At 71.6% G+C, this 23472-nt stretch carries 22 protein-coding genes; 14 read left to right on the top strand and 8 right to left on the bottom strand.

The features are described from left to right. Positions 1-25: 25 nt before the first annotated feature. Both ABD269_RS09220 and ccrA read left to right on the top strand, forming a co-directional pair. Positions 26-274 carry an MbtH family protein gene (locus ABD269_RS09220; protein ID WP_344117295.1) on the top strand — a complete coding sequence of 83 codons (249 nt, stop codon included), beginning with the start codon at positions 26-28 and terminating at the stop codon, positions 272-274. Next, complete coding sequence (ccrA, locus tag ABD269_RS09215) at positions 271-1494, top strand: crotonyl-CoA carboxylase/reductase (RefSeq protein WP_344117294.1); 1224 nt, start codon at positions 271-273, stop codon at positions 1492-1494. The genes ABD269_RS09220 and ccrA overlap by 4 nt, the downstream gene beginning before the upstream one ends. A 125-nt stretch (positions 1495-1619) precedes the next feature. Here ccrA and ABD269_RS09210 read toward each other — a convergent pair whose 3' ends face one another. From ABD269_RS09210 to ABD269_RS09200, 3 genes are read right to left on the bottom strand one after another with little or no spacing between them, the layout of a single operon-like run. Further along, positions 1620-2354: an enterobactin synthetase gene (locus tag ABD269_RS09210; protein WP_344117293.1), complete on the bottom strand. Its 735-nt coding sequence runs from the start codon at positions 2352-2354 to the stop codon at positions 1620-1622. A gap of 2 nt (positions 2355-2356) precedes the next feature. Next, on the bottom strand, positions 2357-3832 hold the full coding sequence (locus ABD269_RS09205; RefSeq protein WP_344117326.1) for an AMP-binding protein: 1476 nt from the start codon (positions 3830-3832) through the stop codon (positions 2357-2359). Further along, entirely contained in the window at positions 3832-4083 is a 252-nt protein-coding gene (locus tag ABD269_RS09200; protein WP_301891735.1) for an acyl carrier protein, read from the bottom strand. The genes ABD269_RS09205 and ABD269_RS09200 overlap by 1 nt, the downstream gene beginning before the upstream one ends. Positions 4084-4307: 224 nt before the next feature. Here ABD269_RS09200 and paaA point away from each other — a divergent pair, with 224 nt between their 5' ends. The 9 genes from paaA to ABD269_RS09155 all read left to right on the top strand — a co-directional run bounded on the left by paaA (position 4308) and on the right by ABD269_RS09155 (position 11971). Beyond that, positions 4308-5306 (top strand): 1,2-phenylacetyl-CoA epoxidase subunit PaaA, encoded by a 999-nt coding sequence (gene paaA / locus ABD269_RS09195; protein ID WP_301891736.1) that lies wholly within the window; start codon positions 4308-4310, stop codon positions 5304-5306. Then, positions 5303-5605 (top strand): 1,2-phenylacetyl-CoA epoxidase subunit PaaB, encoded by a 303-nt coding sequence (gene paaB, locus ABD269_RS09190; RefSeq protein WP_301891737.1) that lies wholly within the window; start codon positions 5303-5305, stop codon positions 5603-5605. Before paaA ends, paaB begins: the two co-directional genes overlap by 4 nt. Further along, positions 5595-6371 carry a 1,2-phenylacetyl-CoA epoxidase subunit PaaC gene (gene paaC, locus ABD269_RS09185; protein ID WP_344117292.1) on the top strand — a complete coding sequence of 259 codons (777 nt, stop codon included), beginning with the start codon at positions 5595-5597 and terminating at the stop codon, positions 6369-6371. Before paaB ends, paaC begins: the two co-directional genes overlap by 11 nt. Further along, on the top strand, positions 6368-6865 hold the full coding sequence (gene paaD, locus ABD269_RS09180; protein ID WP_301891741.1) for a 1,2-phenylacetyl-CoA epoxidase subunit PaaD: 498 nt from the start codon (positions 6368-6370) through the stop codon (positions 6863-6865). The genes paaC and paaD overlap by 4 nt, the downstream gene beginning before the upstream one ends. 8 nt (positions 6866-6873) lie before the next feature. Beyond that, the gene (locus ABD269_RS09175; RefSeq protein ID WP_344117291.1) at positions 6874-7989 is read left to right on the top strand and encodes a 2Fe-2S iron-sulfur cluster-binding protein; all 1116 of its coding nucleotides are present in this window, start codon (positions 6874-6876) and stop codon (positions 7987-7989) included. A 93-nt stretch (positions 7990-8082) separates the two neighbouring features. Next, on the top strand, positions 8083-8850 hold the full coding sequence (locus ABD269_RS09170) for an SDR family oxidoreductase (protein WP_344117290.1): 768 nt from the start codon (positions 8083-8085) through the stop codon (positions 8848-8850). 176 nt (positions 8851-9026) lie between these two features. Next, the gene (locus ABD269_RS09165; protein ID WP_344117289.1) at positions 9027-9869 is read left to right on the top strand and encodes a tryptophan 2,3-dioxygenase; all 843 of its coding nucleotides are present in this window, start codon (positions 9027-9029) and stop codon (positions 9867-9869) included. Continuing rightward, positions 9862-10668 (top strand): alpha/beta hydrolase family protein, encoded by an 807-nt coding sequence (locus ABD269_RS09160; protein WP_344117288.1) that lies wholly within the window; start codon positions 9862-9864, stop codon positions 10666-10668. Before ABD269_RS09165 ends, ABD269_RS09160 begins: the two co-directional genes overlap by 8 nt. Positions 10669-10708: 40 nt before the next feature. After that, positions 10709-11971, top strand: coding sequence for a kynureninase (locus tag ABD269_RS09155; RefSeq protein ID WP_344117287.1), 1263 nt, complete (start codon positions 10709-10711; stop codon positions 11969-11971). Here ABD269_RS09155 and ABD269_RS09150 read toward each other — a convergent pair. The 3 genes from ABD269_RS09150 to ABD269_RS09140 form a co-directional block, all read right to left on the bottom strand. Then, on the bottom strand, positions 11916-12776 hold the full coding sequence (locus ABD269_RS09150; protein ID WP_344117286.1) for a polyphosphate polymerase domain-containing protein: 861 nt from the start codon (positions 12774-12776) through the stop codon (positions 11916-11918). The two genes, ABD269_RS09155 and ABD269_RS09150, sit on opposite strands and share 56 nt — an antisense overlap. After that, the gene (locus tag ABD269_RS09145; RefSeq protein ID WP_344117285.1) at positions 12773-13363 is read right to left on the bottom strand and encodes a DUF4956 domain-containing protein; all 591 of its coding nucleotides are present in this window, start codon (positions 13361-13363) and stop codon (positions 12773-12775) included. Before ABD269_RS09145 ends, ABD269_RS09150 begins: the two co-directional genes overlap by 4 nt. A 159-nt stretch (positions 13364-13522) precedes the next feature. After that, a complete protein-coding gene (locus ABD269_RS09140; protein ID WP_344117284.1) occupies positions 13523-14572 on the bottom strand; it encodes a sulfotransferase in 1050 nt (349 codons plus the stop codon). A gap of 594 nt (positions 14573-15166) precedes the next feature. On the opposite strand from ABD269_RS09140, the gene ABD269_RS09135 reads away from it, so the two are divergent. Beyond that, positions 15167-17995 carry a helix-turn-helix transcriptional regulator gene (locus ABD269_RS09135; RefSeq protein WP_344117283.1) on the top strand — a complete coding sequence of 943 codons (2829 nt, stop codon included), beginning with the start codon at positions 15167-15169 and terminating at the stop codon, positions 17993-17995. A 101-nt stretch (positions 17996-18096) separates the two neighbouring features. Beyond that, entirely contained in the window at positions 18097-19758 is a 1662-nt protein-coding gene (locus ABD269_RS09130) for a flavin monoamine oxidase family protein (RefSeq protein WP_344117282.1), read from the top strand. Between the two features lie 76 nt (positions 19759-19834). Here ABD269_RS09130 and ABD269_RS09125 read toward each other — a convergent pair whose 3' ends face one another. Next, positions 19835-21241, bottom strand: coding sequence for a class I adenylate-forming enzyme family protein (locus tag ABD269_RS09125; protein WP_301891757.1), 1407 nt, complete (start codon positions 21239-21241; stop codon positions 19835-19837). A gap of 63 nt (positions 21242-21304) precedes the next feature. Then, positions 21305-21946, bottom strand: a complete 642-nt coding sequence (locus tag ABD269_RS09120) for a thioesterase II family protein (protein WP_301891759.1) — start codon at positions 21944-21946, stop codon at positions 21305-21307. 519 nt (positions 21947-22465) lie between these two features. Between ABD269_RS09120 and ABD269_RS09115 the strand changes: the two genes are divergently transcribed. After that, positions 22466-23410: an ACP S-malonyltransferase gene (locus ABD269_RS09115; RefSeq protein ID WP_344117281.1), complete on the top strand. Its 945-nt coding sequence runs from the start codon at positions 22466-22468 to the stop codon at positions 23408-23410. The last annotated feature ends 62 nt before the right edge of the window (positions 23411-23472 follow it).

Raw genomic sequence — 23472 nt, 5'->3', positions numbered from 1 at the left:
ACGCACAGCGAGGAAAGGCAGAACCGTGCGCAGTCCGTTCGAGGACCCCGGCCGGGGTGAGGAGTCGCACCTGGTGCTCACGAACGCGGCCGGGGAGCACTCCCTGTGGCCCGCTTTCGCCGACATACCGGAAGGCTGGACGGTCGCCCTGCCGGCGTCCGGTCACCGTGCCTGTCTCGACCACCTGGAGCGGGCCGCCGCCTGCCCGCCCTCCACCAGCACGACCGAGCACACCGCCGGTCCCCGTCCCGAACCGTCAGGAGCCCCCCAGTGACCCAGGACCTCTACGAGCTCGGCGACGCGCCCCCGTTGGGGCAGGTGCCCAAGCGGATGTACGCGTCGCTCATCCGGCCCGAGCGCTACGGCATGCCGATCGACGCCTTCCGCACGGAGGTCGTGGACGTGCCGGAGGTCGGGCGCGGCCAGGTGCTCATCAAGGTGATGGCCGCCGGTGTGAACTACAACAACGTCTGGGCCGCGCTCGGCGACCCTGTCGACGTCGTCGCCACCCGGCAGCGGCGCGGCGCGACGGAGGACTTCCACATCGGTGGTTCGGACGCGTCGGGCATCGTGTGGGCCGTCGGCGAGGACGTGCGCCATGTCTCCCTGGGCGACGAGGTGGTGATCCTGGCCAACCAGTGGGACGAGAGCGCCGAGGACATCCGGCTGGGCGCCGACCCCTCCACGTCCTCGTCGCAGAGCGTGTACGGCTACGAGGAGAACTACGGCTCCTTCGCCCAGTTCACGGTCGTGGACGAGTACATGTGCCACCCGAAGCCGAAACGGCTGTCGTGGGCGGAGGCCGCGTGCTACATGGCGACCGCCGCGACCGCGTACCGCCAGCTGTTCGGCTGGGACCCGCACACCGTGCGGCCCGGGGACCCGGTGCTGATCTGGGGCGGTGCGGGCGGCCTGGGCTGCATGGCCATCCAGCTGGTCCGGCGGGCGGGCGGCATACCCGTCGCGGTCGTCTCCAGCGACGAGCGCGGCGAGTACTGCGTCGAGCTGGGCGCCAAGGGCTACATCAACCGGCGGGACTTCGACCACTGGGGCCGGCTGCCGGACACCTCCGACGACGCGGCCATGGAGGTGTGGCTCAAGGGGGCGCGCGCGTTCGGCCGCCGCTTCTGGGAGGTGCTCGGCGAGCGCAGGGCGCCCCGCATCGTCCTGGAGCACTCCGGCGCGGACACCATCCCCACGTCCATGTACCTGTGCGACAACGCGGGCATGGTCGTCATCTGCGGCGGCACCACGGGCTACAACGGCGACGTGGACCTGCGGTTCCTGTGGATGCGGCAGAAGCGGCTCCAGGGGTCGCACGTCTCCAACGCGCGCGAGGCGCGCGAGGTCACCGAACTCATCGGTCAGGGCCTCGTCGACCCCTGCCTGTCGCTGACGCTGGGCTTCGAGGAGATCGGCAAGGCGCATCAGCTGATCCACGACAACGAGCACCCGGCGGGCAACATGGCGGTGTTGGTGAACGCGACCGCGTAACCCCTCCGGGGCTCCGCCCCGGACCCCGGCTCGGGTGCCGCCCGGCGGGCTTGTTTCCCCTACCCCGCCCCTTCCCGAAACTGGGGCTCCGCCCCAGACCCCGAAGCACGCTTCGCCCGCTGTCCTCAAACTCCCCCAGCTACCGCTGGGAGGTGCCCCCACGGGCTGAATTGCGCACCGCGGGGGTCTGGGGGCTTGCCCCCAGTTTCGGGAAGGGGCGGGGTGGGGGAAAAAGTCCAGGTGAACGCGCTGCCAGCCGCATCGTGAGCCCGTACGTCCAACACCCGCCCCGGAACGTCGCGCGGCCACGCGCAAAAGCCGCCCCGCCGCGGCCGCAGGCCGATGCCCGGCAGAAGGGACGGCGCGTCATCGCCGAGCGCCTTGAACGCCGTCTCCTTCGCGGAGAAAGCGAAGAGCAGCCGTCGCACCGACCCCGCCATCCACACGCGCTCGTCCTCCGACAGAACCAGGCGCGCCGCCTCCACCGGCAGCCCGCGCAGTTCCAGATCACACCCCAACGCACGGAAGCGAGCGGCCGGCGCGGCCAAGGCCACGGCCAGGCAGCCGGAGTGGCTGATCGAGCCGACGGAGCCCTCCGGGAAGACGGGGCGGCGGCCGTCGGCGAGGATCTCCCCCGCCGGAAGGCCGGCGGCGCGCAGCGCGCGCCGCGCGGCGAGGCGCCCGGCGAGGAAGTCCCGCCGGCGCGGCGCCGGCATCGCGGACACCAACTCCCGCTCCCCCGGCCCCAAGGGCGGCCCCGGGCCGTCGGCGAGGCCGAGCGCGATGCCGGAAGCGGCGAGGACCGGGCACAGGGAGAGCAGCGCCCGCTCGACCTCGGCCCGGTCCGTGTGCGTCGGCATGGTCAGCTGTGCAGCAGCTTCTTGAGGATCTTCCCGGCCGGGTTCCTGGGGACCTGGTCGATGAATTCGATGCGCCGGGGCCGCTTGTACGGGGCGAGCTGTTCCGCGACGTGGCGCAGCAGTTCGGCGGTGCCGGTGCCCTCGTCGGCGACGACATAGGCGAGGGGAACCTCGCCGTAGTCGGGGTCGGGCGTGCCGACGACGGCGGCGTCGTGGACGGCCGGGTGGGTGCGCAGGGCCCGTTCGATCTCGGTCGGGTAGACGTTCTGCCCGGCGCGGATGATGAGGTCCTTGCTGCGGTCGACGAGGTGGATCAGGCCGCCGCGGTCGATGTGGCCGAGGTCGCCGGTGCGGATCCAGCCGTCGACGGTGATCTCGGCGGTGGCTGCGTCGTTGTCCCAGTAGCCGCGCATGACGCCGGGGCCGCGGACGACGATCTCGCCGATGGTGCCGGGCGCCGCCTCCTCACCCTTGTCGTCGAGCGCGCGGGCGGACATGCCGGGGACGACCCGGCCGGCGGGGATCAGGTCGGGCACGGCGTCCGGTGCGGGGTGTTCCTCGGGGCCGAGGGTGACGAACGGGCCGCCGACCTCGGTCATTCCGTAGACCTGGCGGAAGCCGCAGCCGAGGCGTGCGGCGGCCTCGGCGTAGATGTCGACGGGCATGGGCGAGGCGCCGTAGAGCACTTCGCGCAGGGTCGACAGGTCGGCGCTCTCCATGGCCTTGGCCTGGAGCAGGAAGCGGAGCATCTGCGGGACGAGCCAGATGTGGGTGGCGCGGTGGTTCTCGACGGCGGCGAGCGCGGTCTGCGGCTTGAAGCCGGGCATGAGGACGACGGTGGCGCCCGCGGCCATGTAGGTCAGGGAGACGACCATGCTGCCGTGGTAGAGCGGGCAGCAGTTGACGAGGACCATGTCGTCGGCGGGCCGGGCCACGGCGAGCCAGCCGAGCGCGATGGCCCGGAAGGACGCGTGGTCGACGGTGACGCCCTTGGCCTCGCCGGTGGTGGCCGAGGTGTGCAGGATCGCGGCGGGGGCGTCGTCGGGGAGGTCGGGCAGCTCCGGGAGGGCGGTGCCGTCGGCGCCCAGGGCGGCGAACTCCTCGCTCTCCACGGCGATCCGCAGCCGGACGGGCAGGTCGGGGTGGCGGTCGAGCAGCGCGGCCTCGCCGATGACGGCGACGGCTCCGGTGCGCCGGGCGATGCCGGTGACCTCGGCGGGGGTCAGGCTGTGGTTGAGGGGGACGAAGAGCGCGCCGAGGCGGCCCAGCGCGAAGTACGTCTCCATGACCTCGATGCGGTCCAGGGAGAGCACCGCGACGCGGTCACCTCGCCGGATGCCGAGACCGGCCAGCCCGCGGGCGAGCCGGCCGGTCCGGTCGTCGAACTCGGCCCAGGTGACGGAGCGGTGCTCGTCCACCAGGGCCGTCCGGTCGGGGAAGCACTGGCGGTTGCGCTCCGCCAGCTGGGTCAGCCACATCACGAGCCGTTCGGCTGTGCGGCGGCCCCGCCGCGGGTGGCGACGAAGCGCTCGTAGTCCGCGATGGTGGTGAGCTGCTCCATGTCCTCGGCGGTGACCTCGGCGCCGGTGCGCTGCTCGATGAGGAGGACCAGGCGCACCAGGTCGCCGGAGTCGATGCCGCTGGCGCTGAGGTCGGCGTCGTCGCCGATGCCGTCGGCGAACTCCGGCGTGCCGGTCAGTTCGACGAGCATCTCCCGTACGGTGCTCATGCGTTTCCCTTTCGTCGCGGTGCCGCCGCTGTTCGGTGAGCGGTGTGCCCGCTGAGAGAAGAGTCGGCCGGGCGGCTCCGCTCTCCCTCCCCCTTCCGTGATCTTCGTCACGGCTCCGGGTCGGGTGTGCGGGGATGGAACTCCCCTGCCCCGTACTCCTTATGTCTGGAGGCACCGTCGCCTCCGGCAGTCGAGGACGAAGGAGTGAGTGGGGTGCTCTCAGGGTGACGACCACCGACGCGAGCGGCGAAGAGGGCTTCACCGAGCACTTCGAGGCGCTGCTGGCCGCCGACGAGCGGATCGAGCCTCGGGACTGGATGCCGGACGGCTACCGGCGGATGGTGCTGCGGCAGGTCGCCCAGCACGCGCACTCCGAGATCATCGGCATGCAGCCGGAGGGCGCCTGGCTGACCCGTGCACCGTCGCTGCACCGCAAGGCGAGCCTGCTGGCCAAGGTGCAGGACGAGGCGGGTCACGGGCTCTATCTGTACTCGGCGGCGGAGACCCTGGGGGTGTCGCGCGCCGAGTTGCTGGACGCCCTGCACAGCGGGACCCAGCGCTATGCGGCGACGTTCAACCACCCGGCGCTGACGTGGGCGGACACCGGGGCGATCGCCTGGCTGACGGACGGTGCCGCCGTGGTCAACCAGGTGCCGCTGTGCCACACGTCGTACGGGCCGTACGCACGGGCCATGCGACGGGTGTGCCAGGAGGAGGCGTTCCATGTGCGGCAGGGCTACGACGTGCTGTGGTCGCTGTGCCGGGGAACGCCGGAGCAGCGGGAGATGGCGCAGGACGCGGTGAACCGCTGGTGGCTGCCCGCGGTGGCGCTGATGTTCGGCCCGCCGGACACGACGGCGGGCGGCGCGGACGACCGTACGGCGGCGATGGGTGCCGCGGTCAGCAGGCGTTCGATGGCGTGGGGCATCAAGCGGCACACCAATGACGAGCTGCGGCAGCGGTTCGTCGACAACTGCGTGCCGCAGGCCGAGCGGCTGGGTGTGACCCTGCCGGACCCGGCGATCCGGTGGAACGAGGAGCGCGGGCACTACGACTTCGGCCCGATCGACTGGCGGCTGTTCCGGGAGGCGCTCGCGGACAACTCGCAGTGCGCCCGGCAGCGGCTGGCACACCGGGTGGCGGCGCACGAGGACGGTGCCTGGGTGCGGGAGGCCGTCGACGCCTACGCGGCGGGCCGGTACGAGGAAGGGCAGGGCGCATGAGCGAGCGGACCGCGCGGGTGCAGACTCCGTGGGAGGTGTTCATCCGGCCGCGCCGCGGCCTGTCCCACCAGCATGTGGGGTCGGTGCACGGGGCCGATGCCGACATGGCGCTGGCCAACGCCCGGGACCTGTACACCCGGCGGGGCGAGTCGGTATCGATCTGGGTGGTGCGCTCCGGGGACGTGCGCGCGTCCTCGCCGAGCGAGAAGGACCCGCTGTTCAGCAACGCCGCCGACAAGCCGTACCGGTATCCGGAGCACTACGTGGCCCTGAACGAGGGGGGCGGCCATGACGGTTAGCCGTACGCCGGAGCGGACGCGGGACGTCGCCGCGTATGCGCTGCGGCTCGGGGACGACGCGCTGGTCCTCAGCCAGCGGCTGTGCGCGTGGGTGACGAAGGCGCCCACCATCGAGGAGGACCTGGCGCTGTCGAACATCGCCCTGGACCTGCTCGGGCACGCCCGGACCCTGCTTTCGTACAGCGGTGAGCTGGACGGGACCGGCCGCAGCGACGACGACCTGGCCTACGGCAGGACCGAGCGCCAGTTCCGCAACGCGCTGCTGGTGGAGCTGGACAACGGCGACTTCGCGGTGACCATCGCCCGGCAGCTGGTGTACGCGCAGTACGGCCTGCTGCTGTGCACGGCGCTGGCGGGGGCGGGGGACGCGGGTCTGGCGGGCTTCGGCGCGCGGGCGGCCAAGGAGCTGGAGTACCACCGGATGCACGCCGCGCAGTGGACGGTGCGGCTGGGCCGGGGCACGGCCGAGAGCCACCGCCGGATGCAGGCGGGGCTGGAGCGCGTCTGGCCTTACGCGGGTGAGCTGTTCGAGGCGGACGAGCTGGTGGAGCGGCTGGACGCGGACGGCACGGCGGTGGCTCCGGCGCGGCTGCGGGCCGACTGGGAGCGGGAGGTGGCCGGTGTCCTGGCGGACGCGGGGCTGACCGTGCCCGCGCCGTCGTGGCATGCGACCGGCGGGCGGTCCGGGCTGCACACGGAGGCGTTCGGCCCGCTGCTGGCCGAGTTCCAGTCGGTGCGCCGGCAGTACCCGGGGGGCAACTGGTGAGCGCCGTGACCCGGTTGGCGGCCGACGAGGTCCGGGCGCGGGTGAACACCGTGCCGGACCCGGAGCTGCCCATGATCACCCTGGCCGACCTGGGGGTGATCCGCGCGGTGGAGGTGACGGGGGACGGCACGCTTGAGGTCGTCATCACGCCGACCTACATGGGCTGCCCCGCGATGCCCGAGATCGAGGCCGGGATCCGCCGGGTGCTGGCGGACTGCGGGCATCCCGACGGGCGCGTACGGCAGGTGCTCTCGCCCGCCTGGACGACCGACTGGATCAGCGCCGAGGGCCGCCGCAAGCTCGCCGAGAACGGGATCGTGCCGCCGGGTGCCGCCGGGGCGCCGCTGCCGGTCCGGCTCGGTCTCGGGCTGCCGTGCCCCAACTGCGGTTCCGTGGCGACCCGTCCGCAGAGCGTGTTCGGGGCGACCCGCTGCCAAGCCGTCCTGGTGTGCACCGCGTGCCAGGAGACCTTCGCGCATCTGAAGGCGATGTGACGACCGTCATGACGACATCGGTGAAGAGCGCGACGACCGACACGGCCCCGCACGCGTCCGGGTGGCACCGGCTGCGGGTGACGGAGGTGGAGCGGCTGTCCGGCGAGGCGGTGGCGATCCGCCTGGACGTACCGGACCGCCTGGCCGGTGTCTTCGCCCACCGTGCCGGGCAGCACGTGGCCGTCCGGCACCTCCCGGACGGCGACGGCGGGACGGAGCTCCGCCGCAGCTACTCCGTCTGCCTGCCGCCCGCGGAGCGCTCCGGGCTGCGCCTGGTCGTCAAGCGCCTGGGGCCCGGCGGCTTCGCGGAGTACGCCACGACCCGGCTGGCGGCCGGCGACAGCCTGGAACTGGCGCCTCCGACGGGGGGTTTCGCTCTGGCGGACCATCCGGGCGCGCACCATGTGCTGGTCGCGGGCGGCAGCGGCATCACGCCGCTGCTGAGCATGGCGGCGGCCGCGCTGCGGGACGATCCCCGGTGCCGGGTCTCGCTGGTCTACGCGAACCGGACGGCGGCGTCGGTGCTGCTGGCGGACGAGCTCGCCGACCTCAAGGACGCCTACGTCGACCGGTTCTTCGTGCTGCACGTGCTCTCCCAGGAGACCCGGGAGGCGGAGCTGCTCTCCGGCCGGATCGACAAGGGGCGGCTGACCAAGCTGCTGGCCCTGCTCGGCGCGGAGCCGGACGACGACGGGTTCTTCTATCTGTGCGGCCCCCGGGGGCTGGTCGACTCGGTGCGCGAGGCGCTCACCTGCTGGGGGGCGGACCCCGCGCGGGTGCGCTTCGAGCTGTTCTCGACCGGCGACGGGCCCGCGGAGACCATCGACGGTGACGTCCAGGGGCGGCCGGGGCGGATCACCGCGCGGCTCGCCGGGCGGACCACCGTGGCCGCCATGGGCCCGGACGACCGGGTGGTGCTGGACGCCGTGCTCCGGGCCCGGCCGGAGACCCCGTACTCCTGCCGCGACGGGCTGTGCGGCACCTGCCGGGCCAAGGTGGTCTCCGGCTCGGTGCGGATGGACCGGCAGTACGCCCTCGGCGAGGCCGAGTTGGCAGGCGGCTACACCCTCGCCTGCCGGGCCCGGCCGGAGTCGGACGAGGTCGGGCTCGACTTCGACGCCTGACCGGCACGCGGGCGCCTGCGCACCACCACGCACCGACGACACCACCGCCGCACCACCGACATCGACACGCAGCGACACGTGAGGACAGCGACCATGGGCAGGCTTTCGGACAGGACCGCACTGGTGACCGGCGGCAGCCGTGGCATCGGCAGGAGCATCTCGCTGCGGCTGGCCCGGGACGGCGCGCTGGTGGCCGTCCACTACGGTCACGACCCGGCGCCCGCGGCGGAGACCGTCGCGCAGATCGAGGCGGCGGGCGGCAAGGCGTTCGCGTTCCGGGCCCGGCTGGGTGTGAGCGGGGACGCCGTCGCGCTCTGGGAGGCGTTCGACAAGGGCCTGGCCGAGTACGGTGCCGCGCCCGGCCTGGACATCCTGGTCAACAACGCCGGCATCACCCTCCCCAAGCCGATCGCCACCGTGAGCGAGGAGGAGTACGACCGGGTCTTCGCCGTCAACGTCAAGGCGCCGTTCTTCGTGATCCAGCAGGGGCTGGGCCGGCTGCGCGACGGCGGCCGGATCGTCAACATCTCCTCCGGCGTCACCCGGATCGCCATCCCGCACATCGCCGCCTATTCGATGACCAAGGGCGCGATCAACACGCTCACCCTCACCCTCGCGCAGGAGCTGGGCGCGCGCGGGATCACGGTGAACGCGGTGGCGCCCGGCATCGTCGACACCGACATCAACCCCACGCTCAAGGACCCCGAGGTGCGGGCGCGGTACGCGGCCGTCTCCGCCTTCGACCGGCTCGGCGAGCCCTCCGACATCGCCGACGTGGTGGCCTTCGTCGCGAGCGACGACGCCCGCTGGGTCACCGGGCAGTACCTGGACGCGACGGGTGGTGGCCACCTCGGCGTGTGACCCACCGGTCGTCGAAGCACGGGCCGGGGCGCGGCGCCGGGACGCGACCGCCGCCGCCTGCCCGGGAGTTCACGCGGCGGGCGGACCGCACCGCCCGCCGCGGCCCGAGCACCTTCCCTCAGCCCTCCGCCCGCCGCCACCGGCCGGCGGGGCCCCTGTTCGAGGAGAGACCCCCTATGACTGACAGCACGCTCACGCCCTCCGCCGAGGGCGAGGACTCCCTTCTGGAGTTCGACGGGACGACCCCGTACGAGGACTACGTCCACGCGTCGGTGCTGACCTCCCTCCAGCAGCCGCTCTCCAACGACCCCGGGGAGATGGCCTTCCTGGTCACGACCCAGGTGATGGAGCTGTGGTTCACGCTGATAGTCCACGAGTGGCGCACCGCCCGCGACTCCCTGATGAAGGACGACCTGGAGCGGGCCATGGAGGCCCTGCGCCGCAGCCTCGGCTCGCTCCAGGCGCTCAACGACGCGTGGCGGCCGATCGCGTCGCTGACCCCGGCCCAGTTCAACGGTTTCCGGTCGGCGTTCGGCGAGGCGTCAGGGTTCCAGTCGGCGATGTACCGGCACATGGAGTTCCTGCTGGGCGACAAGTCCCGCTCGATGGTGCAGCCGCACCGCGGCCACCCCCGGGTGCACGCGGAGCTGGAGGACGCGCTGACGCAGCCGTCGCTCTACGACGAGGTGCTGGGCTTTCTGCACCGGCGGGGGCTGCCCGTGCCGGAGCAGGTGCTGGAGCGGGACCGCACCGTGGCCTATCGGGCGGACGCCGGGGTCGAGGAGGCCTGGCGGCAGGTCTACGCGGGCCCGCAGAGCGACCCGCTGGTGGCGCTGGGCGAGGCGCTCACCGACATCGCCGAGCTGGTGCTGCGCTGGCGCAGCGACCATCTGCTGGCCACCCGCCGGGCGATGGGCGCCAAGACCGGCAGTGGCGGCTCCCCGGGCGTGGCGTTCCTGGAGAAGCGCGCCGCCCGTTCCGTGTTCCCCGAGGTTTGGACGGCTCGCAGCTATGTCTAGGACGATTTCCGAGTTCGCGGCCGAGGAGGAGCGCCGGGTGCTCGGCCTGCGGCCGGTCCTCGCGCCCGCCCACCACAAGTACGGTGAGCACCCCAACCAGGTGTACGACCTGTGGCCCGCCGAGGATCCGGACGCGCCGCTGGTGATCCTGCTGCACGGTGGCTACTGGCGGTACGACCGGATGCATCTGACGCCGTTCGCCGCGCACTTGGCGAAGAGCGGCTTCACGACGGTGCTGCCGGGCTTTCGCCGGATGGGCGGCGCGGGCGGCTATCCGGCCACGTTCGACGACATCGCGCTGCTGGTGGACACGATCCCGGCGGGGCGGCCGTATGTGCTGGCCGGGCACTGCTCGGGCGGTCACCTGGCGCTGTGGGCCGCCGCGCGCGGGCTGCTGCCGGAGGACTCGCCGTGGCACACCACCGAGCTGCCGACGGCGGTGCTGGCGCTCGCGCCGATCACCGATCTGGCCGCGACGATCCGCGAGGGCCTGAGCAACGACGCGGGCCTCGAACTGATCGGCCCCGCCGAGCGGGTCGAGTCGCTGCTGCCGCTGGTGGACCCGCTGACGATGCTCCGCGGGCCGGGCACGACCGGTGTGCCGACGGTGGTGCTGCACGGCGAGGTGGACGAGGAGCTGCCGCACGAGCAGTTCACCGACTATGCGGCCGTGCACACGGACGCGGAGCTCGTGACCCTGCCGGGGATCGGGCACTACACGCTCATCGAGCCGGGGTCGGAGGCGAGCGGGTCGGTGGTCGACGCACTGCACCGCATGTCGCGTCCCTGGCGCCCGTAACCGCACCGCCATACAACTCCCGGAGAACAAGGATCACTTGGTGAGCACCGCCTCCCCTGCCCTCGACACCCTGGCGGCCCGCGCGGCCTCGCTCGACGCCGCCGACCCGCTGGCCGCCGTGCGGGAGCGTTTCCTGCTGCCGGAGGGGGTCGTCTATCTGGACGGCAACTCCCTCGGCGCGCTGCCCGCCGCGGTGCCTCCCGCCATGGCGGACGCCGTGCACCGGCAGTGGGGCACGGACCTGATCCGGTCGTGGAACGACAACTCCTGGTGGGACGCGCCCCTGCGGGTCGGGGACGCGGTCGGGCGGCTGATCGGGGCGGCGCCGGGGCAGACGCTGGCCGGTGACTCCACGAGCGTCCAGCTGTTCAACGCCCTCTCCGCCGCGGTCAGGCTGCGGCCCGGCCGTCCGCTGCTGCTGACGGACCCGGGGCACTTCCCCACCGACCAGTACATCGCCGACTCGGTGGCCCGCCTGTTCGGCCTGGAGGTGCGCCGGATGCCGCCGGCCGGACTGCCGCGCTTCCTCGCCGAGGAGGGCGAGCGAGTCGCGGTCGCCGGCTATTCGCCGGTGGACTACCGCACGGGCGAGCTGCACGACATGGCCGCGACGACCCGGGCCGTGCAGCGGGCCGGCGGGCTGATGCTGTGGGACCTGTGCCACGCGGCGGGCGCGCTCCCGGTCGGGCTGGACGAGCTGGGCGTCGACCTGGCCGTGGGCTGCGGCTACAAGTTCCTGTCCGGCGGCCCGGGTGCCCCGGCGTTCCTCTATGTCGCCGAGCGCCACCAGGCGGCGTTCGACCAGCCGCTCACGGGCTGGAACGGGCACGTCGAACCGTTCGGGCTGAGCGGCGACTACGCCCCGGCCGAGGGCGTCGGCCGGGGCCGTATCGGCACCCCGCCGATCCTCTCCATGCTGGCCCTGGAGGCGGCGCTCACGGCCTTCGACGGTGTGGCCATGGAGCAGGTCCGCGCCAAGAGCCTGTCCCTGACGGGCTTCTTCCTGGACTGCGCGGACACCCTCCTGGACGGCCTCGGCTTCACCGCGGTCACCCCGCGTGCCCCGGAGCGCCGCGGCAGCCAGGTCACTCTGCGCCACCCCGACGCCTATGCGCTGGTGCGGGCCCTCGCCGCCCGCGGCGTCATCGGCGACATGCGCGCCCCGGACATGCTGCGCTTCGGCGTCAACGCGCTCTACATCACCCATAGGGATGTCCTGTCCGCGATACGACAGTTGGCGGAGGTCGTCATGTCCGCAGAGCACCGTGACGAACGATTCCGGCACCGGACGACGGTGACCTGACGTCTCTTCCCCCGCCGGTACCGAACGCGCGGTGCGCGGCACGGCGCCAGCGGTTGCCGGGCAGGCCGGGGCGTAGCCATGTGAACGAGCTGCAGTATTTGGTGAAGACGGCCGGGCGGATTCCGTAGGTGTGCAGGAGTCGGTCGGCTTCGGTGAGGTGGCCTGTTGTTTTGGTTTCGACCAGGACAAGTGTGGTGTCGCAGTGGGCGGTTCGGTGGGTGTGGAGGTCGTTGCAGGTGAGTCCGGCGTCGCAGGTGATGCGTTCGCCGTCGGCGACGAAGGTGGCGCGGAGGTAGTCGGTGCTGAGGGAGGGGTGCAGTGCGGTGGGTGCGTCGATGCCGTAGGCGTGGTGGAGGGTTTCGGTGAGGAAGGTGCGGCAGGGGGTGTCGAGTGGGGTGGTGGTGCCGGTGAGGGGGCGGCGGTGTTTGACGGTGTCGCCGCGGCTGCCCTTGAGTTTGATCTCGAACTGCCGCTCTCCGGTGTCCTGGTAGAGGCGTTCGCGGATCTTGAAGCGGAGTCGTCGGCCCTGGCGGTGGTCGTGGAAGGAGCGTAGCCGGGGGGTGTCGTAGTAGACGGAGTGGTAGCGGAAGGTGCGTCTGCCGTCGATGGTCAGGGCCCGGAAGGGGCCGCCGGGCCGGCGTGGGTCGGTCAGGCGTCCTGCCATGCGCAGGAAGACCGGGGCGGGGACGAGGTAGCTGCGGTCGAAGCGTGCGAGCAGTGCGGACCGGGCGTTGACCTCGGCGAGCGGGATGGGTTCCGTGGCGTGGGCGGCCTCGGTGATGGCCCGTACGGCCGAGGGGCTCACACCGACTCCCAGGCGGGTGCCGCAAGGCGCAGGGGCTCGCGGTAGCGGACGTCGACGACCGTCAGGTCACGGACGTAGTCGACCTCCATGACGGTCCAGCGCAGCGGTTCGCCCAGGCGCCGGGCGAGGTCGGCACGGAGGGCCGCGGGGTCGCCGTGCACGGCGTCGAGCGTGACGACGGAACGCCGTGAACCGGCCATCAGCCGCGGGCTGTCGGCGGCCCAGACGACGAGAAGCAGCACGGCGCTCAGCGCCGCCTTGAGGGAGAAGCCCAGATGCGGCAGCGCGCAGACGAGACCGAGCACGAGCGTGGTGAAGTAGTAGGCGACCTCTTCCTGCTGCACCGCGTCGGAGCGGAGCCTGACGATCGACAGCACCCCGAACATCCCGAACCCGAGCACGGCACCGCCCTTGCCGCTCACCGCGGCCAGGGCCGCGACGACGGTGAACAGCCCGGCGTTCAGGGCGAGACAGGCGGGTACGAGGTCACGGCGCCGGTGGCGCGGATAGTAGATCGCGAACGTCAGCAGGCACACGGCGACGAGGTCGAGGACGAGATGGGCGGCGAGGCGCGATGGGGTGTCCATGGATTCCGCTCTCTGTGTGTAACGGAGGGAACACAGACGATAAGTGAATGGCGATCGAACATGCGTACACCTGTGGAGAAACGGTTCACCTCCTCGCCGCCGGACCGACGAACTGCTGCAGGGCCTGCGTGTTTCCGTGTGCGGGCCCTGCGGCGTTCGCTACAGCCCCTGGCCCGCCAGTGCCTCGTTGCCGGCGGTACAGGATTCACGCAGCGCGTCGAGCTCCGCGGGCGGCAGTGCGAGGGCGGAGCCGCAGCGGCCGTCGCCGTCCAGCAGGGCGGTCGCGGCGTCCAGCCAGTCCGGGCGGGCCTCGACGCCGATGAACTCCGCCAGTCTGGTCAGCTCCTTCCGCGGCTCCTCCAGGAGCCGCTCGTACGACAGCGCGGTGCGGATGTCGGCTGGGAGTTCCTCCAGGTGCCGCACCCCGTCGACGATCCACTGCGACCACATCGCCCCGAACGCGGCGAGCGGGATGGGCCGGTCCAGGACCAGGGCCGGATCGTAGTGCTCGGTCAGCAGCGGGGCCAGGTCCGGCGGCAGCTGGGCGGCGTGCTCCGGCGTCAGCTCGTACGGGGACTCCAGACCGCAGCGCTGGGCCATCTCCCACAGCATCGGCAGCATCCGGAAGGCGATGTGGCGGCTCATGGAGAGCGCGCAGTCGGGGCCGTTGCGGAACAGGTGCACAAAGCGCGCCTGCGGGAAGAGGGCGCGCAGCTGGGGCACGCGGCCGAGGGACAGCCCGGAGCGCTCGACGACGGCGCCGGGCCCGCCGAAACGCGCGGCCAGGGTGGCGAACAGCGCCTGCCACTGGAGCGGGGCGGGGCGCGAGGGCCAGGAGTTGACCTCGGGCTCCAGCTCGTCGAGCAGCCCGTCGGGGTCGTCGGTCAGGTGCGGGAGAACCATCATGCTGATGGCGGGTATGCCGGTGGTCGCGGCGGAGTAACGCCACTCCGGGTGGCGGTTGTAGAGGAACTCCGACGGCGGGGCGCCGTTGCGGATCAGGCTGTCGCTGACCCGGTTCGGCCGGGTCAGGAACCCCCAGAACTCCGCTCCGCTCAGCGGCTCTTCGGTCAGCACCGCGGGATCGGAGACACTGGCGAACAACTCGTTGAGGCTGAGCACGTCCGGGTGCAGATTCACCACCGCGGACAACGCCGTCGACCCGCAGCGCCCGGTGCCGACGACAAAGGTCAACTTATCCGTGTGCACGCTGACTTCCTTCCTTTCGTATGCGAGACCAAAGGCCCGCGGCGATGGTGCTGCCGCGGCCCATTCGGCATTGACTCTCACGGTAATAGATGCGGTGAAGCCCCGGGTAAGGTTCGGTCAAACTTGTGCATGGCACAGCCAATGAAGTGGTCGACATCTCACGGCCGGAACGCAACCTTTCCGCTCGTCGGCGACGCCGGAAAGATTTGAGGTCATCAAGGAATTGCCGCCGCCCGGCCCGAGTGACCTGGCACACATTCCGGCGGCCGCCTTCGCCGTTACGCCGAACCTCGGCGTTACGTCAAGATCCCGGGACACTGCTACAGTTGCGCTCACCTCTCGGGGCATCCGGCCCAATGACATGGACCGCCCCATGTCCCGCTCGAGGCCGAACACTCTGACCCAGGGTGTCCTTACTGTCGCACACAGTTCAAGAATGGGCAGGAGCCGGGGGGCTCCCGCGCGGGGAATTTTCTATACGGGGGAGCACCGCATTCTTCAGTCCCCGGTTTCCGTGGACGTATGGATTGCGTAAAGCGTGCGAGGTGCTTTCACCACCCCGGAAAGTCCTATCGGGGTAAGGAGTTCATACAGGTGTTGGTGGAGCGCGACGAGGAGATAACCAGGCTCACGCAGCTCTTCGCCGGGGGAACCGGTGGGAGCGGCGGGGTCGGCGTCATCAGCGGCGTCGTGGCCTCGGGAAAGACCGAGCTGCTCAACAGGGTTGCGGACCTCGCCGTCGCGAAGGGCGTCCGGCTGCTGAGCGCAGTGGCGAGCGCCTCGGAGCAGGAGTTCCCGTACGCGGTCCTGGAGCAACTGCTGCACGGAGTGCCCCCGCGGCTGCTCGGGCCGGAGCTCGACCCGCGGGCCGGGCTCGGGGGGCCGGGGCAGGCTGAGCCCGGCGCACTCCAGGCATTCCACCGCGCCCTCACCGAACTCACCGCCGCCGGCCCGCTGCTGATCGTCGTCGACGACGCGCAGTACGCCGATCCGCAGTCGCTGGAGTGCCTGACGTACGCCGTACGCCACTGCCGCGACACCGCGCTGTCCACGATCGTCACCTATTGTGCGTCGACCGGCTCCGCCGCACTGCACGAGCTGCTCCAGCAGCCGGACGTCCGCCAGGTGCGGGTGGGCCCGCTCAGCGTCGCGGGTGTCACCCGGCTGCTGACCGAGGAGTTGGGCGCGCGCGACGCGCAGCGGCACGCCGCCGCCTTCCACGCCGCCACCGGCGGCAACCCGCTCCTGCTGCGCGGTCTGCTGGAGGACCGCCTCTTCCTGCCCGCTCACGGGCAGGAAGAGGGCGATCAGGAGGACAGTGCCGCCGACGCCCCGGTGGTCGGCGAGTTCTTCCACCGGGCGGTGCTGTCCTGGGTGCACCGCTACGGCGACACGGACCACCTGCGGACCGCCCGTGGCATCGCGCTCCTGGGCGACGCCGGCTCCCTCCCCCTGCTGAGCGGTCTGGTCGGGGTCGAGGAGGGCGTCGTACGGCAGTCCGTCGCCGCGCTCGGCGAGGTGGGCCTCCTCCAGGACACCCGGTTCCGTCGCGACGAGGTCCGGGCGATACTGCTGGACGACCTGCCCCACGAGGAGCTCGGCCTGCTGCACCGCCGGGCGGCCCGGCTGCTGCACGAGCAGGGCGCCGGGCCCACCGAGGTGGCGCGGCAGCTGCTCAGCCACGAGGCGGCGGCGCCGGACGAGGACTGGGTGCCGCGGGTGCTGCGGGACGCGGCCCTGCTGGCGCTCGCCGAGGACCGTGCCGAGTTCGCCGTGCGCTGTCTGCAACTGGCCAGGCGCCACTGTGCCGATGAGCGGGAGTCGCTCATCATCCAGGCGACGCTTGCCGACGCGCTGTGGCGGGTCAAGCCGCTGACCCAGGTCCAGCGGCTGCAGCCGCTGGCGGCGCCGGCCCGCGAGGGGCTGCTGCCGCCGCGGCACGCCCTGCGGGTGGCACTCGGGCTGATGCGGATCGGCTCGCTGGACGACGCGGCCGCCGCCATCGGGCAGGTCAGCAGCACGCTGGCGGAGACTCCGGGCTCCGAGCTCGACGGGGAACTGCGCGCCATCGGCCTCGCGTTGTCCTGTGCCTACCCCGACTCCCCCGAGCTGCGGAGGTTCCAGGAGGCGTGGGGCTCCGCCCGCCGCCCGGACCACGCCGCCGGGACGCCGGACGGCACCACCGCAGAAGGCCCCGGCATCGCCGCGCTCACCGCCCTGCGGGGCGTGCTGAAGGACAGCGCCGACGACGAGGCCGTACGGGACGCCGTGCGGGACGCCGAACAGGTGCTGGACAGCACCCGGCTGAGCGAGGGGACGGCGTACGCGCTGCGCGCCGCGCTGCGGACGCTGATCTACGCGGACCGTCTCGGCACGGCCGCCACATGGTGCGACCGGGTTTTGGTGGAGGCGGCGCGCTGTTCCACCCAGGCGTGGTCGGCCGGCTTCAGCGCCATCCGTGGTCAGATCGCGCTGCGCGGCGGCCGGCTGACCGACGCGGTGCGCCACGGGGAGTGCGCCCTGGAGCAGCTGCCGATGCGCGGCTGGGGCGTGGTCGTCGGCATGCCCGTGGCGGTGCTGGTCAACGCGCACACCGCGATGGGCGACCACGACGCGGCCGGCGAGCTGCTGGCCCGCCCGGTGCCGGAGGCGCTGTTCCGTACCCGGTTCGGGCTGCACTACCTCTACGCCCGTGGCATGCACCAGCTGGCCACCGGCCGCCACCAGGCCGCCCTCGCCGACCTGCGCGGCTGCGGGGAGAAGATGGCCGCCTGGGACCTGGACTCCCCCTCCGTGCTGCCCTGGCGGCTGGGCATGGCCGAGACCTGGCTGGAGCTCGGCAACCGCGAGGAGGCCGCGCGGCTGGCACAGGAGCAGCTCGACCTGGCGCACCCCTCGCTGCCCCGCACGCGCGGCTCGGCGCTGCGCGTGCTGGCCGCGACCCGGCCGGTCGCCGAGCAGCCCGCGCTGCTGCAGCAGTCCCTGGACCTGCTGCGGCGCAGCGACAGCTGGTACGGGATGGCGCGGGCGATGGCCCAGTTGGCGCGGGCGCACAAGCAGCTCGGCGACCTGGACAAGAGCTGGCTGATGACCCGCCGGGCCTGGCGGCTGGCGGACGGCTGCGGCGCGAAGGAGCTCTCCCACTCGTTGCAGCGCCCTCCGGGCCGTGCGACGACTACGGGCGCGGCGACCGCACCGGCGGACGGCGAGGCCGCGGCCGCGTTCGCGGCTCTCTCCGACGCCGAGCGGCGGGTGGCGGCGCTGGCCGCGTCCGGCTACACCAACCGCGAGATCGCGGCCAAGCTGTTCATCACGGTCAGCACCGTGGAACAGCACCTCACCCGCGTCTACCGGAAGATCAATATCAGTCACCGGCAGGATCTCCCGACCAGCCTCGGCTGGGATGTGGCACATACCGCGTGACCCCGCAACGGGGCGTCAACAAGGGTGAATAGGGGTTGTCGCACCAACCGCCGCATGAATAGCGTCGGGTTGCCGTCGGCACGCCCTTGAGAGGTTTCCCTATGACGTCAGCCACCACGGCTCCGACGACAATGCTCGTGCCGGACTTTCCGTTCTCCTACGACAATTGGCTGCGCCATCCGGCCGGTCTCGGTGAACTGCCGTCCGGCGCCGCGGGCACCGAAGTCGCCGTAGTCGGCGGCGGCATGGCCGGATTGACCGCCGCATATGAACTCATGCGGCTGGGGCTGCGCCCGGTTCTCTATGAGGCCGAGCAATTGGGCGGGCGGATGCGTTCGGTCCCGTTTCCCGGTCACCCGGAATACGTGGCGGAGATGGGCGCCATGCGGTTTCCCGCCGCCGCGCGGTCGCTGTTCCACTACATCGACCTGCTGGGGCTGCGTACCCGCCCCTTTCCCAACCCGCTGGCGCCGTCGACCCCGAGCACGCTGATCGACCTGAACGGTGTCCGGCACCGGGCGGGCATCCCGGCCGAACTCCCGGCCGTCTACCAGGAGGTCGCCGACGCCTGGGAGAAGGCGCTGCGGGAGCGCGCCGAGCTCTCCACGATGCGCGACGCCATCCGGCTGCGGGACGTGACGACGCTGAAGGCGGTGTGGAACAAGCTGGTCCGGGAGTTCGACGACCAGTCCTTCTACGGCTTTCTCGCCACCTCCGGCGCTTTCCAGTCCTTCCGCCACCGGGAGATATTCGGGCAGGTCGGCTTCGGCACCGGCGGCTGGGACACCGACTTCCCCAACTCGGTGCTGGAGATCCTGCGCGTCGTCTTCACCGCGGCGGACGAGGACCAGCTCACCATAGAAGGCGGCTCCCAGCAGGTGCCGGGCGGGCTGTGGACGCACCGGCCGCGCGAGCTCGCGCACTGGCCGCGCGGGACCTCGCTGGCCTCGCTGCACGCCGACGGCCGCGCCCGGCCCGCGGTCACCCGGCTGCGCCGCATCCCGGAGGGCATACGCGTCGAGGACGAGAGCGGTACGGCCCGCGACTACCCCGCGGTCGTCTTCAGCCCGCATGTGTGGGCGCTGCTCAACCGCGTCGACTGCGATCCCGCGCTGCTGCCCACCGGCACCTGGACCGCGGTGGAGCGCACCCACTACATGGGGGCGTCCAAGCTGTTCGTGCTCGTCGACCGGCCGTTCTGGCGGGACCGGGCGCCGGGCACCGGCGCGGACGTGATGAGCATGACGCTCACCGACCGGATGCCGCGCGGGGTCTACCTCTTCGACCACGGCCCCGACCGGCCGGGCGTGATGTGCCTGTCGTACACCTGGAACGACGACTCGCTGAAGGTCGCGACCCTCTCCGCCCGGGAACGGCTGGAGGTGCTGCTGGCCCGGCTGGCCGAGATCTACCCGGACGTCTGCATCCGCTCGCACATCATCGCCGAGCCGCTGACCGTCACATGGGAGACCGAGCCGCGCTTCATGGGCGCGTTCAAGTCCAACCTGCCGGGTCAGTACCGTTACCAGCAGCGGCTGTTCACCCAGTTCATGCAGGAGGACATGGACGAGGCGCAGCGCGGCTTCTTCCTGTGCGGCGACGACGTCTCCTGGACCGCGGGCTTCGCGGAGGGCGCGGTGACCACGGCCCTCAACGCGGTGTGGGGCGTGCTGAACCATCTGGGCGGTGCGACGCATCCGGACAACCCGGGGCCCGGTGACCTGTTCCACGAGCTGGCGCCGGTCGAGCTGCCGTACGGCTGAAGCACCGGGACACAAAAAGCGGGACGCAAAAGGGGAGCCGCGACGGTGTGATCCGCCGCGGCTCCCCTTTTGACCGCTACTCCTGGGCCAGCTTCTCCAGTTGCTTCTTGTCCGGCTTGCCGTTGCGGTTGAGCGGGAACGACTCCAGGACGACGACCCGGTTGGGCTGCTCGTAGGCCGGCAGCACCGCGCACAGCCGCTCGCGCCAGTGCTGCGCCTCCTGCATCTGCTCGTCCTCGACGAAGAACACCAGCTGTGTGCCGCGGCGTTCGTCCGGCAGCGGCACGATGCGGGTGGAGATGTGCGACTCGGCGGCCTTGCGCTCGATGAGCTCCGGGTAGAGCGTGTAGCCCATGCGGTGCACGGCGAACTTCCGGCCCAGGACGTAGAGGTTGTCCTCGGCGTCGAGATAGCCGAGGTCGCCGGTGGGCTGCCAGCCGGTCGGGAAGGGGTCGATGCCGCCGTCCTCGGCCAGGTGGCCCTCCAGCGCGTCCGGGGTGTCGATCTCGATCTCACCGGCCTCGCCGGCGGCCATCGGCACGCCGTCCTCGTCCACGATCCGCAGCTTGATGCCGTCCATGGCGCGCCCGCAGGAGACCGGGTTGTCCAGGGTGGCGAAGGCGACGTTGCCGAGCTCGGTGGAGCCGTAGCTGTCCAGCAGCGGCAGTTCGAACTCGGCGACGTAGCGGTCGGAGAGCGCGCCGTCCAGCGGCGCCGCGCCGGAGCAGAACATCCGCACCGGCTCCAGGTGGGCGCGGAGCGCGGGCTTGCGCGTGATCAGGTTGAGGATGGAGCGGTAGCTGGAGGGGGTGGCGTCGACGACGGTGGCGCCGGTGCGCCCGGCCATCTGCACGGCACGGTCGAGCCGCTTGTAGGGGGCGATGACCAGCGAGCACTGCCGTATCCAGGCGATCAGCACCATGGACAGCCCGTACTGATGGGCGAAGGGCAGCAGCGGCAGCAGCACATCGTCCGCGCGGTGCCCCACCTGGTCCGCGTTGCGCTCCAGGTTCTTCAGGAATTTGCGGCCCGACTTCACGGCGCCCTTGGGCTGGCCGGTGGAGCCGGAGGTCCACATGATCAGGCCGTCGGGCCGGTCGGCCCAGGCGTCGAAGTCCAGCCGCTGCCCGGCGGGGAGCGGGCGGCCGGCGGCGGGGGCGATCAGTTCGTAGAGATTGACGGCGCGGGTGTCGTCGTCGATCGGGGCGTCGTCGTCGACGAACGCCAGCTTGGCGCCGGTGCGCAGCGCGATGCGCCGGGTCTCGTCGGCCTGCTCCTGCTGGTCGACCAGCACGATGGAGGACCCCACGTGCATCAGGGCGAACAGCACGCTGACATAGGCGGCGGAGTTGCCCGCCTTGAGGATGACGCGGTCGCCTTCGGCGACCCCGTGCTCACGGATCACATCGGCGACACGCAGCGCGTCCTGCTCGAAATCTGCGAGGGTCTGCACCGAGTCGACTGCAAAGATCTTCGCGGTCATCGATCGTACTCTTTCCTCTTCTTCTGTGCGGAGTACGGGCGGCCGCGGGACCTTGCGGGCCCCCTAGACGCCCTTGTCCTCGGCGCCGATTTCGCATTCGACGTCGAGGGTGGACAGGGAGAGCAACTGGTCGTGGACCAGGTTGACGACTTCTCTCCTGCTCGAATCGAGATAGCCGCGCGATCCGGGGAAGACCTCCAGATCGAACCGCCCGCTCGTACGCCGCCGCCAGGCGCGTACGCCACGCAGCGGGGTCATGGGGTCCTGCTCGCCGGCGAGGGCGACGATGCGGCAGTCGAGGGCCGGCGGGCCCAGCGACATGCCCCCGCGCGCGGTCCTGCCGGAGACGAACAGGGTCAGCAGCCGGGTCTCGGTCTCCCGTTCCAGGCGTTCGGCGACGCGGTAGGCGAGGTCGGCGCCGGGGCCGTGGCCGAACAGCGCGACCGGGCGGTCGATCCACTCCCGCAGCGCCTCGAAGATCCGGTCCGCCAGATCCGGGGAGTCGGCGAGCCTCTCCTCGTCGTCGGCGTCGAGCGGGTACTGGATCGCGAGCACCTCGACGGTGGGCAGCAGCAGTTCCGACAGGGAGAGGTAGTACGCGCTGGAGAGCGCGGACTCCGGAAAGCAGATCAGCCGGAAGCTGCTGGGTGTTTCCGGCTGCACGATCCGGATGAGATGGACTTCATCGGACTCGATCTGGCTCAAGGACTGCAAGCCCCCTGCGGACGCGCCCACGACGGGCGGTGGTGCGCACGGTGTCCCGCGGTGGATCCCACCGCATCCGGGCGGCGTACGGCACCGGGTCTCGGCGCCACTTCCGCAAGGCGGTTGCCGACGGGGCCGGTTGCCCTGTCGGCAATGCCGGTGCCGATGCCAATGGCGTCGGCCGCCCCGGTGGTCGATGTCATGAAATGCCTCGATGCGCTTGCGCCGTGCCCAGTCCCCTACGGACGCCCTACCGTAATTCGAGGGCTCACGTGGCGAGGCTACGAGTTCATCACGCGGGGTCACAACCCCTATCAACCGCTATTCACGATGCGATCGGCACCGGCCCCTAACTCCCCCTAACCACACACCCGTCCCCCTAACGTCGAGGTGTGCCACGACGCCGGTTGGCGGCACGTGTTAGACATGGCGGGCAGGGTCCACGGTCTCCAATCCCCCATTAAAACAGGACTGAATTCCGGACGGACCGAGCAGGACTGAAAGGCTTATACAGACACCATGACGGCATCCGAGCAGCCGACCACCGCCATCGTCTTCCCCGGGATGGGGCCGTCCAGCTTCTCCGAGGTGGGCAAGTTCCTGGTGCTCGACCCCTTCGCCCGCAAGCGGCTGGCGGAGGCCGACGAGGCGCTGGGCTACTCCGTCTTCGACCGCTTCCGCGAGTCCGAGGACAGTTATTCCGAGGCCACCCAGATCGCCTTCCTGGTCAACTCGATGGCCTCGGCCGACCGGGCCGTGGAGGAACTGGGCATCGCCCCCGACATCTGCGTGGGCCCCAGCTTCGGCCAGAAGGCGGCCACCGCGTTCGTCGGCTCGCTGCCCTTCCCCGAACTGGTCAGGCTCACCGCCGAGATGGCCCGTTACGAGATCGCGTACTTCACCGAGGAGTACCAGGACGCGGTCACCCACACCTTCTTCCGCACCCCGCAGGACAAACTCGCGGAGATCCTGGCCGAGTTCGACGAGCGCGGCGAGTGGTACGACTACTCCGGCTATCTCGACGAGGGCTTCTGCATGATCTCCCTGCGCGAGAAGGAACTGGAGGGCCTCAAGCAGCGGGTCAGCCAGATCGGCGGCTACTCGATGTACACCATGGTCCCGGCCGTGCACGCGCCCGCCTTCAAGGAGCTGCGGCGCCGCGTCGAGGAGGACGTCCTCCCGAAGTACGAGCTCGCCGACCCGCGGCTGCCCGTCGTCACCGACCAGGACGGCACGGTCGTCCGCACCGCCGACGAGCTGCGCAGCATGCTGCTCGACACCTTCGACCGGCCGATCCACTGGCCCAAGGTGGTCGCCACGCTGAAGGAGACCGGGGTGGCCAAAGTCTGCATCAGCGGCCCCGACAACCTCTTCCACCGGCTCGAATGCACCAAGTCCAACTTCGAGGTGGTCACGGTGGGACCGGGCAAGCGGCCCCGCGACCGCGCCCCGCGCAAGCGCTGAGGCACGCCTGCGCCAAGCCGAAGGGCCGGTCCCCGCACACTCCTCGGAGTGTGCGGGGACCG

The organism is Streptomyces blastmyceticus, assembly GCF_039521185.1.
Taxonomy (GTDB): Bacteria; Actinomycetota; Actinomycetes; order Streptomycetales; family Streptomycetaceae; genus Streptomyces; species Streptomyces blastmyceticus.
Note: the sequence above shows the minus strand (reverse complement) of the source record. Positions and strands in the feature narration are given on the sequence as shown.

What these genes read in the sequence shown, in the direction of transcription:
- ABD269_RS09210 (WP_344117293.1), bottom strand. Translation starts at nt 2,354, where the DNA reads ATGCCGACGCACACGGACCGGGCCGAGGTCGAGCGGGCGCTGCTCTCC.
- ABD269_RS09205 (WP_344117326.1), bottom strand. Translation starts at nt 3,832, where the DNA reads ATGTGGCTGACCCAGCTGGCGGAGCGCAACCGCCAGTGCTTCCCCGAC.
- ABD269_RS09200 (WP_301891735.1), bottom strand. Translation starts at nt 4,083, where the DNA reads ATGAGCACCGTACGGGAGATGCTCGTCGAACTGACCGGCACGCCGGAG.
- paaB (WP_301891737.1), top strand. Translation starts at nt 5,303, where the DNA reads ATGAGCGAGCGGACCGCGCGGGTGCAGACTCCGTGGGAGGTGTTCATC.
- paaC (WP_344117292.1), top strand. Translation starts at nt 5,595, where the DNA reads ATGACGGTTAGCCGTACGCCGGAGCGGACGCGGGACGTCGCCGCGTAT.
- ABD269_RS09175 (WP_344117291.1), top strand. Translation starts at nt 6,874, where the DNA reads ATGACGACATCGGTGAAGAGCGCGACGACCGACACGGCCCCGCACGCG.
- ABD269_RS09170 (WP_344117290.1), top strand. Translation starts at nt 8,083, where the DNA reads ATGGGCAGGCTTTCGGACAGGACCGCACTGGTGACCGGCGGCAGCCGT.
- ABD269_RS09165 (WP_344117289.1), top strand. Translation starts at nt 9,027, where the DNA reads ATGACTGACAGCACGCTCACGCCCTCCGCCGAGGGCGAGGACTCCCTT.
- ABD269_RS09160 (WP_344117288.1), top strand. Translation starts at nt 9,862, where the DNA reads ATGTCTAGGACGATTTCCGAGTTCGCGGCCGAGGAGGAGCGCCGGGTG.
- ABD269_RS09145 (WP_344117285.1), bottom strand. Translation starts at nt 13,363, where the DNA reads ATGGACACCCCATCGCGCCTCGCCGCCCATCTCGTCCTCGACCTCGTC.
- ABD269_RS09130 (WP_344117282.1), top strand. Translation starts at nt 18,097, where the DNA reads ATGACGTCAGCCACCACGGCTCCGACGACAATGCTCGTGCCGGACTTT.
- ABD269_RS09125 (WP_301891757.1), bottom strand. Translation starts at nt 21,241, where the DNA reads ATGACCGCGAAGATCTTTGCAGTCGACTCGGTGCAGACCCTCGCAGAT.
- ABD269_RS09115 (WP_344117281.1), top strand. Translation starts at nt 22,466, where the DNA reads ATGACGGCATCCGAGCAGCCGACCACCGCCATCGTCTTCCCCGGGATG.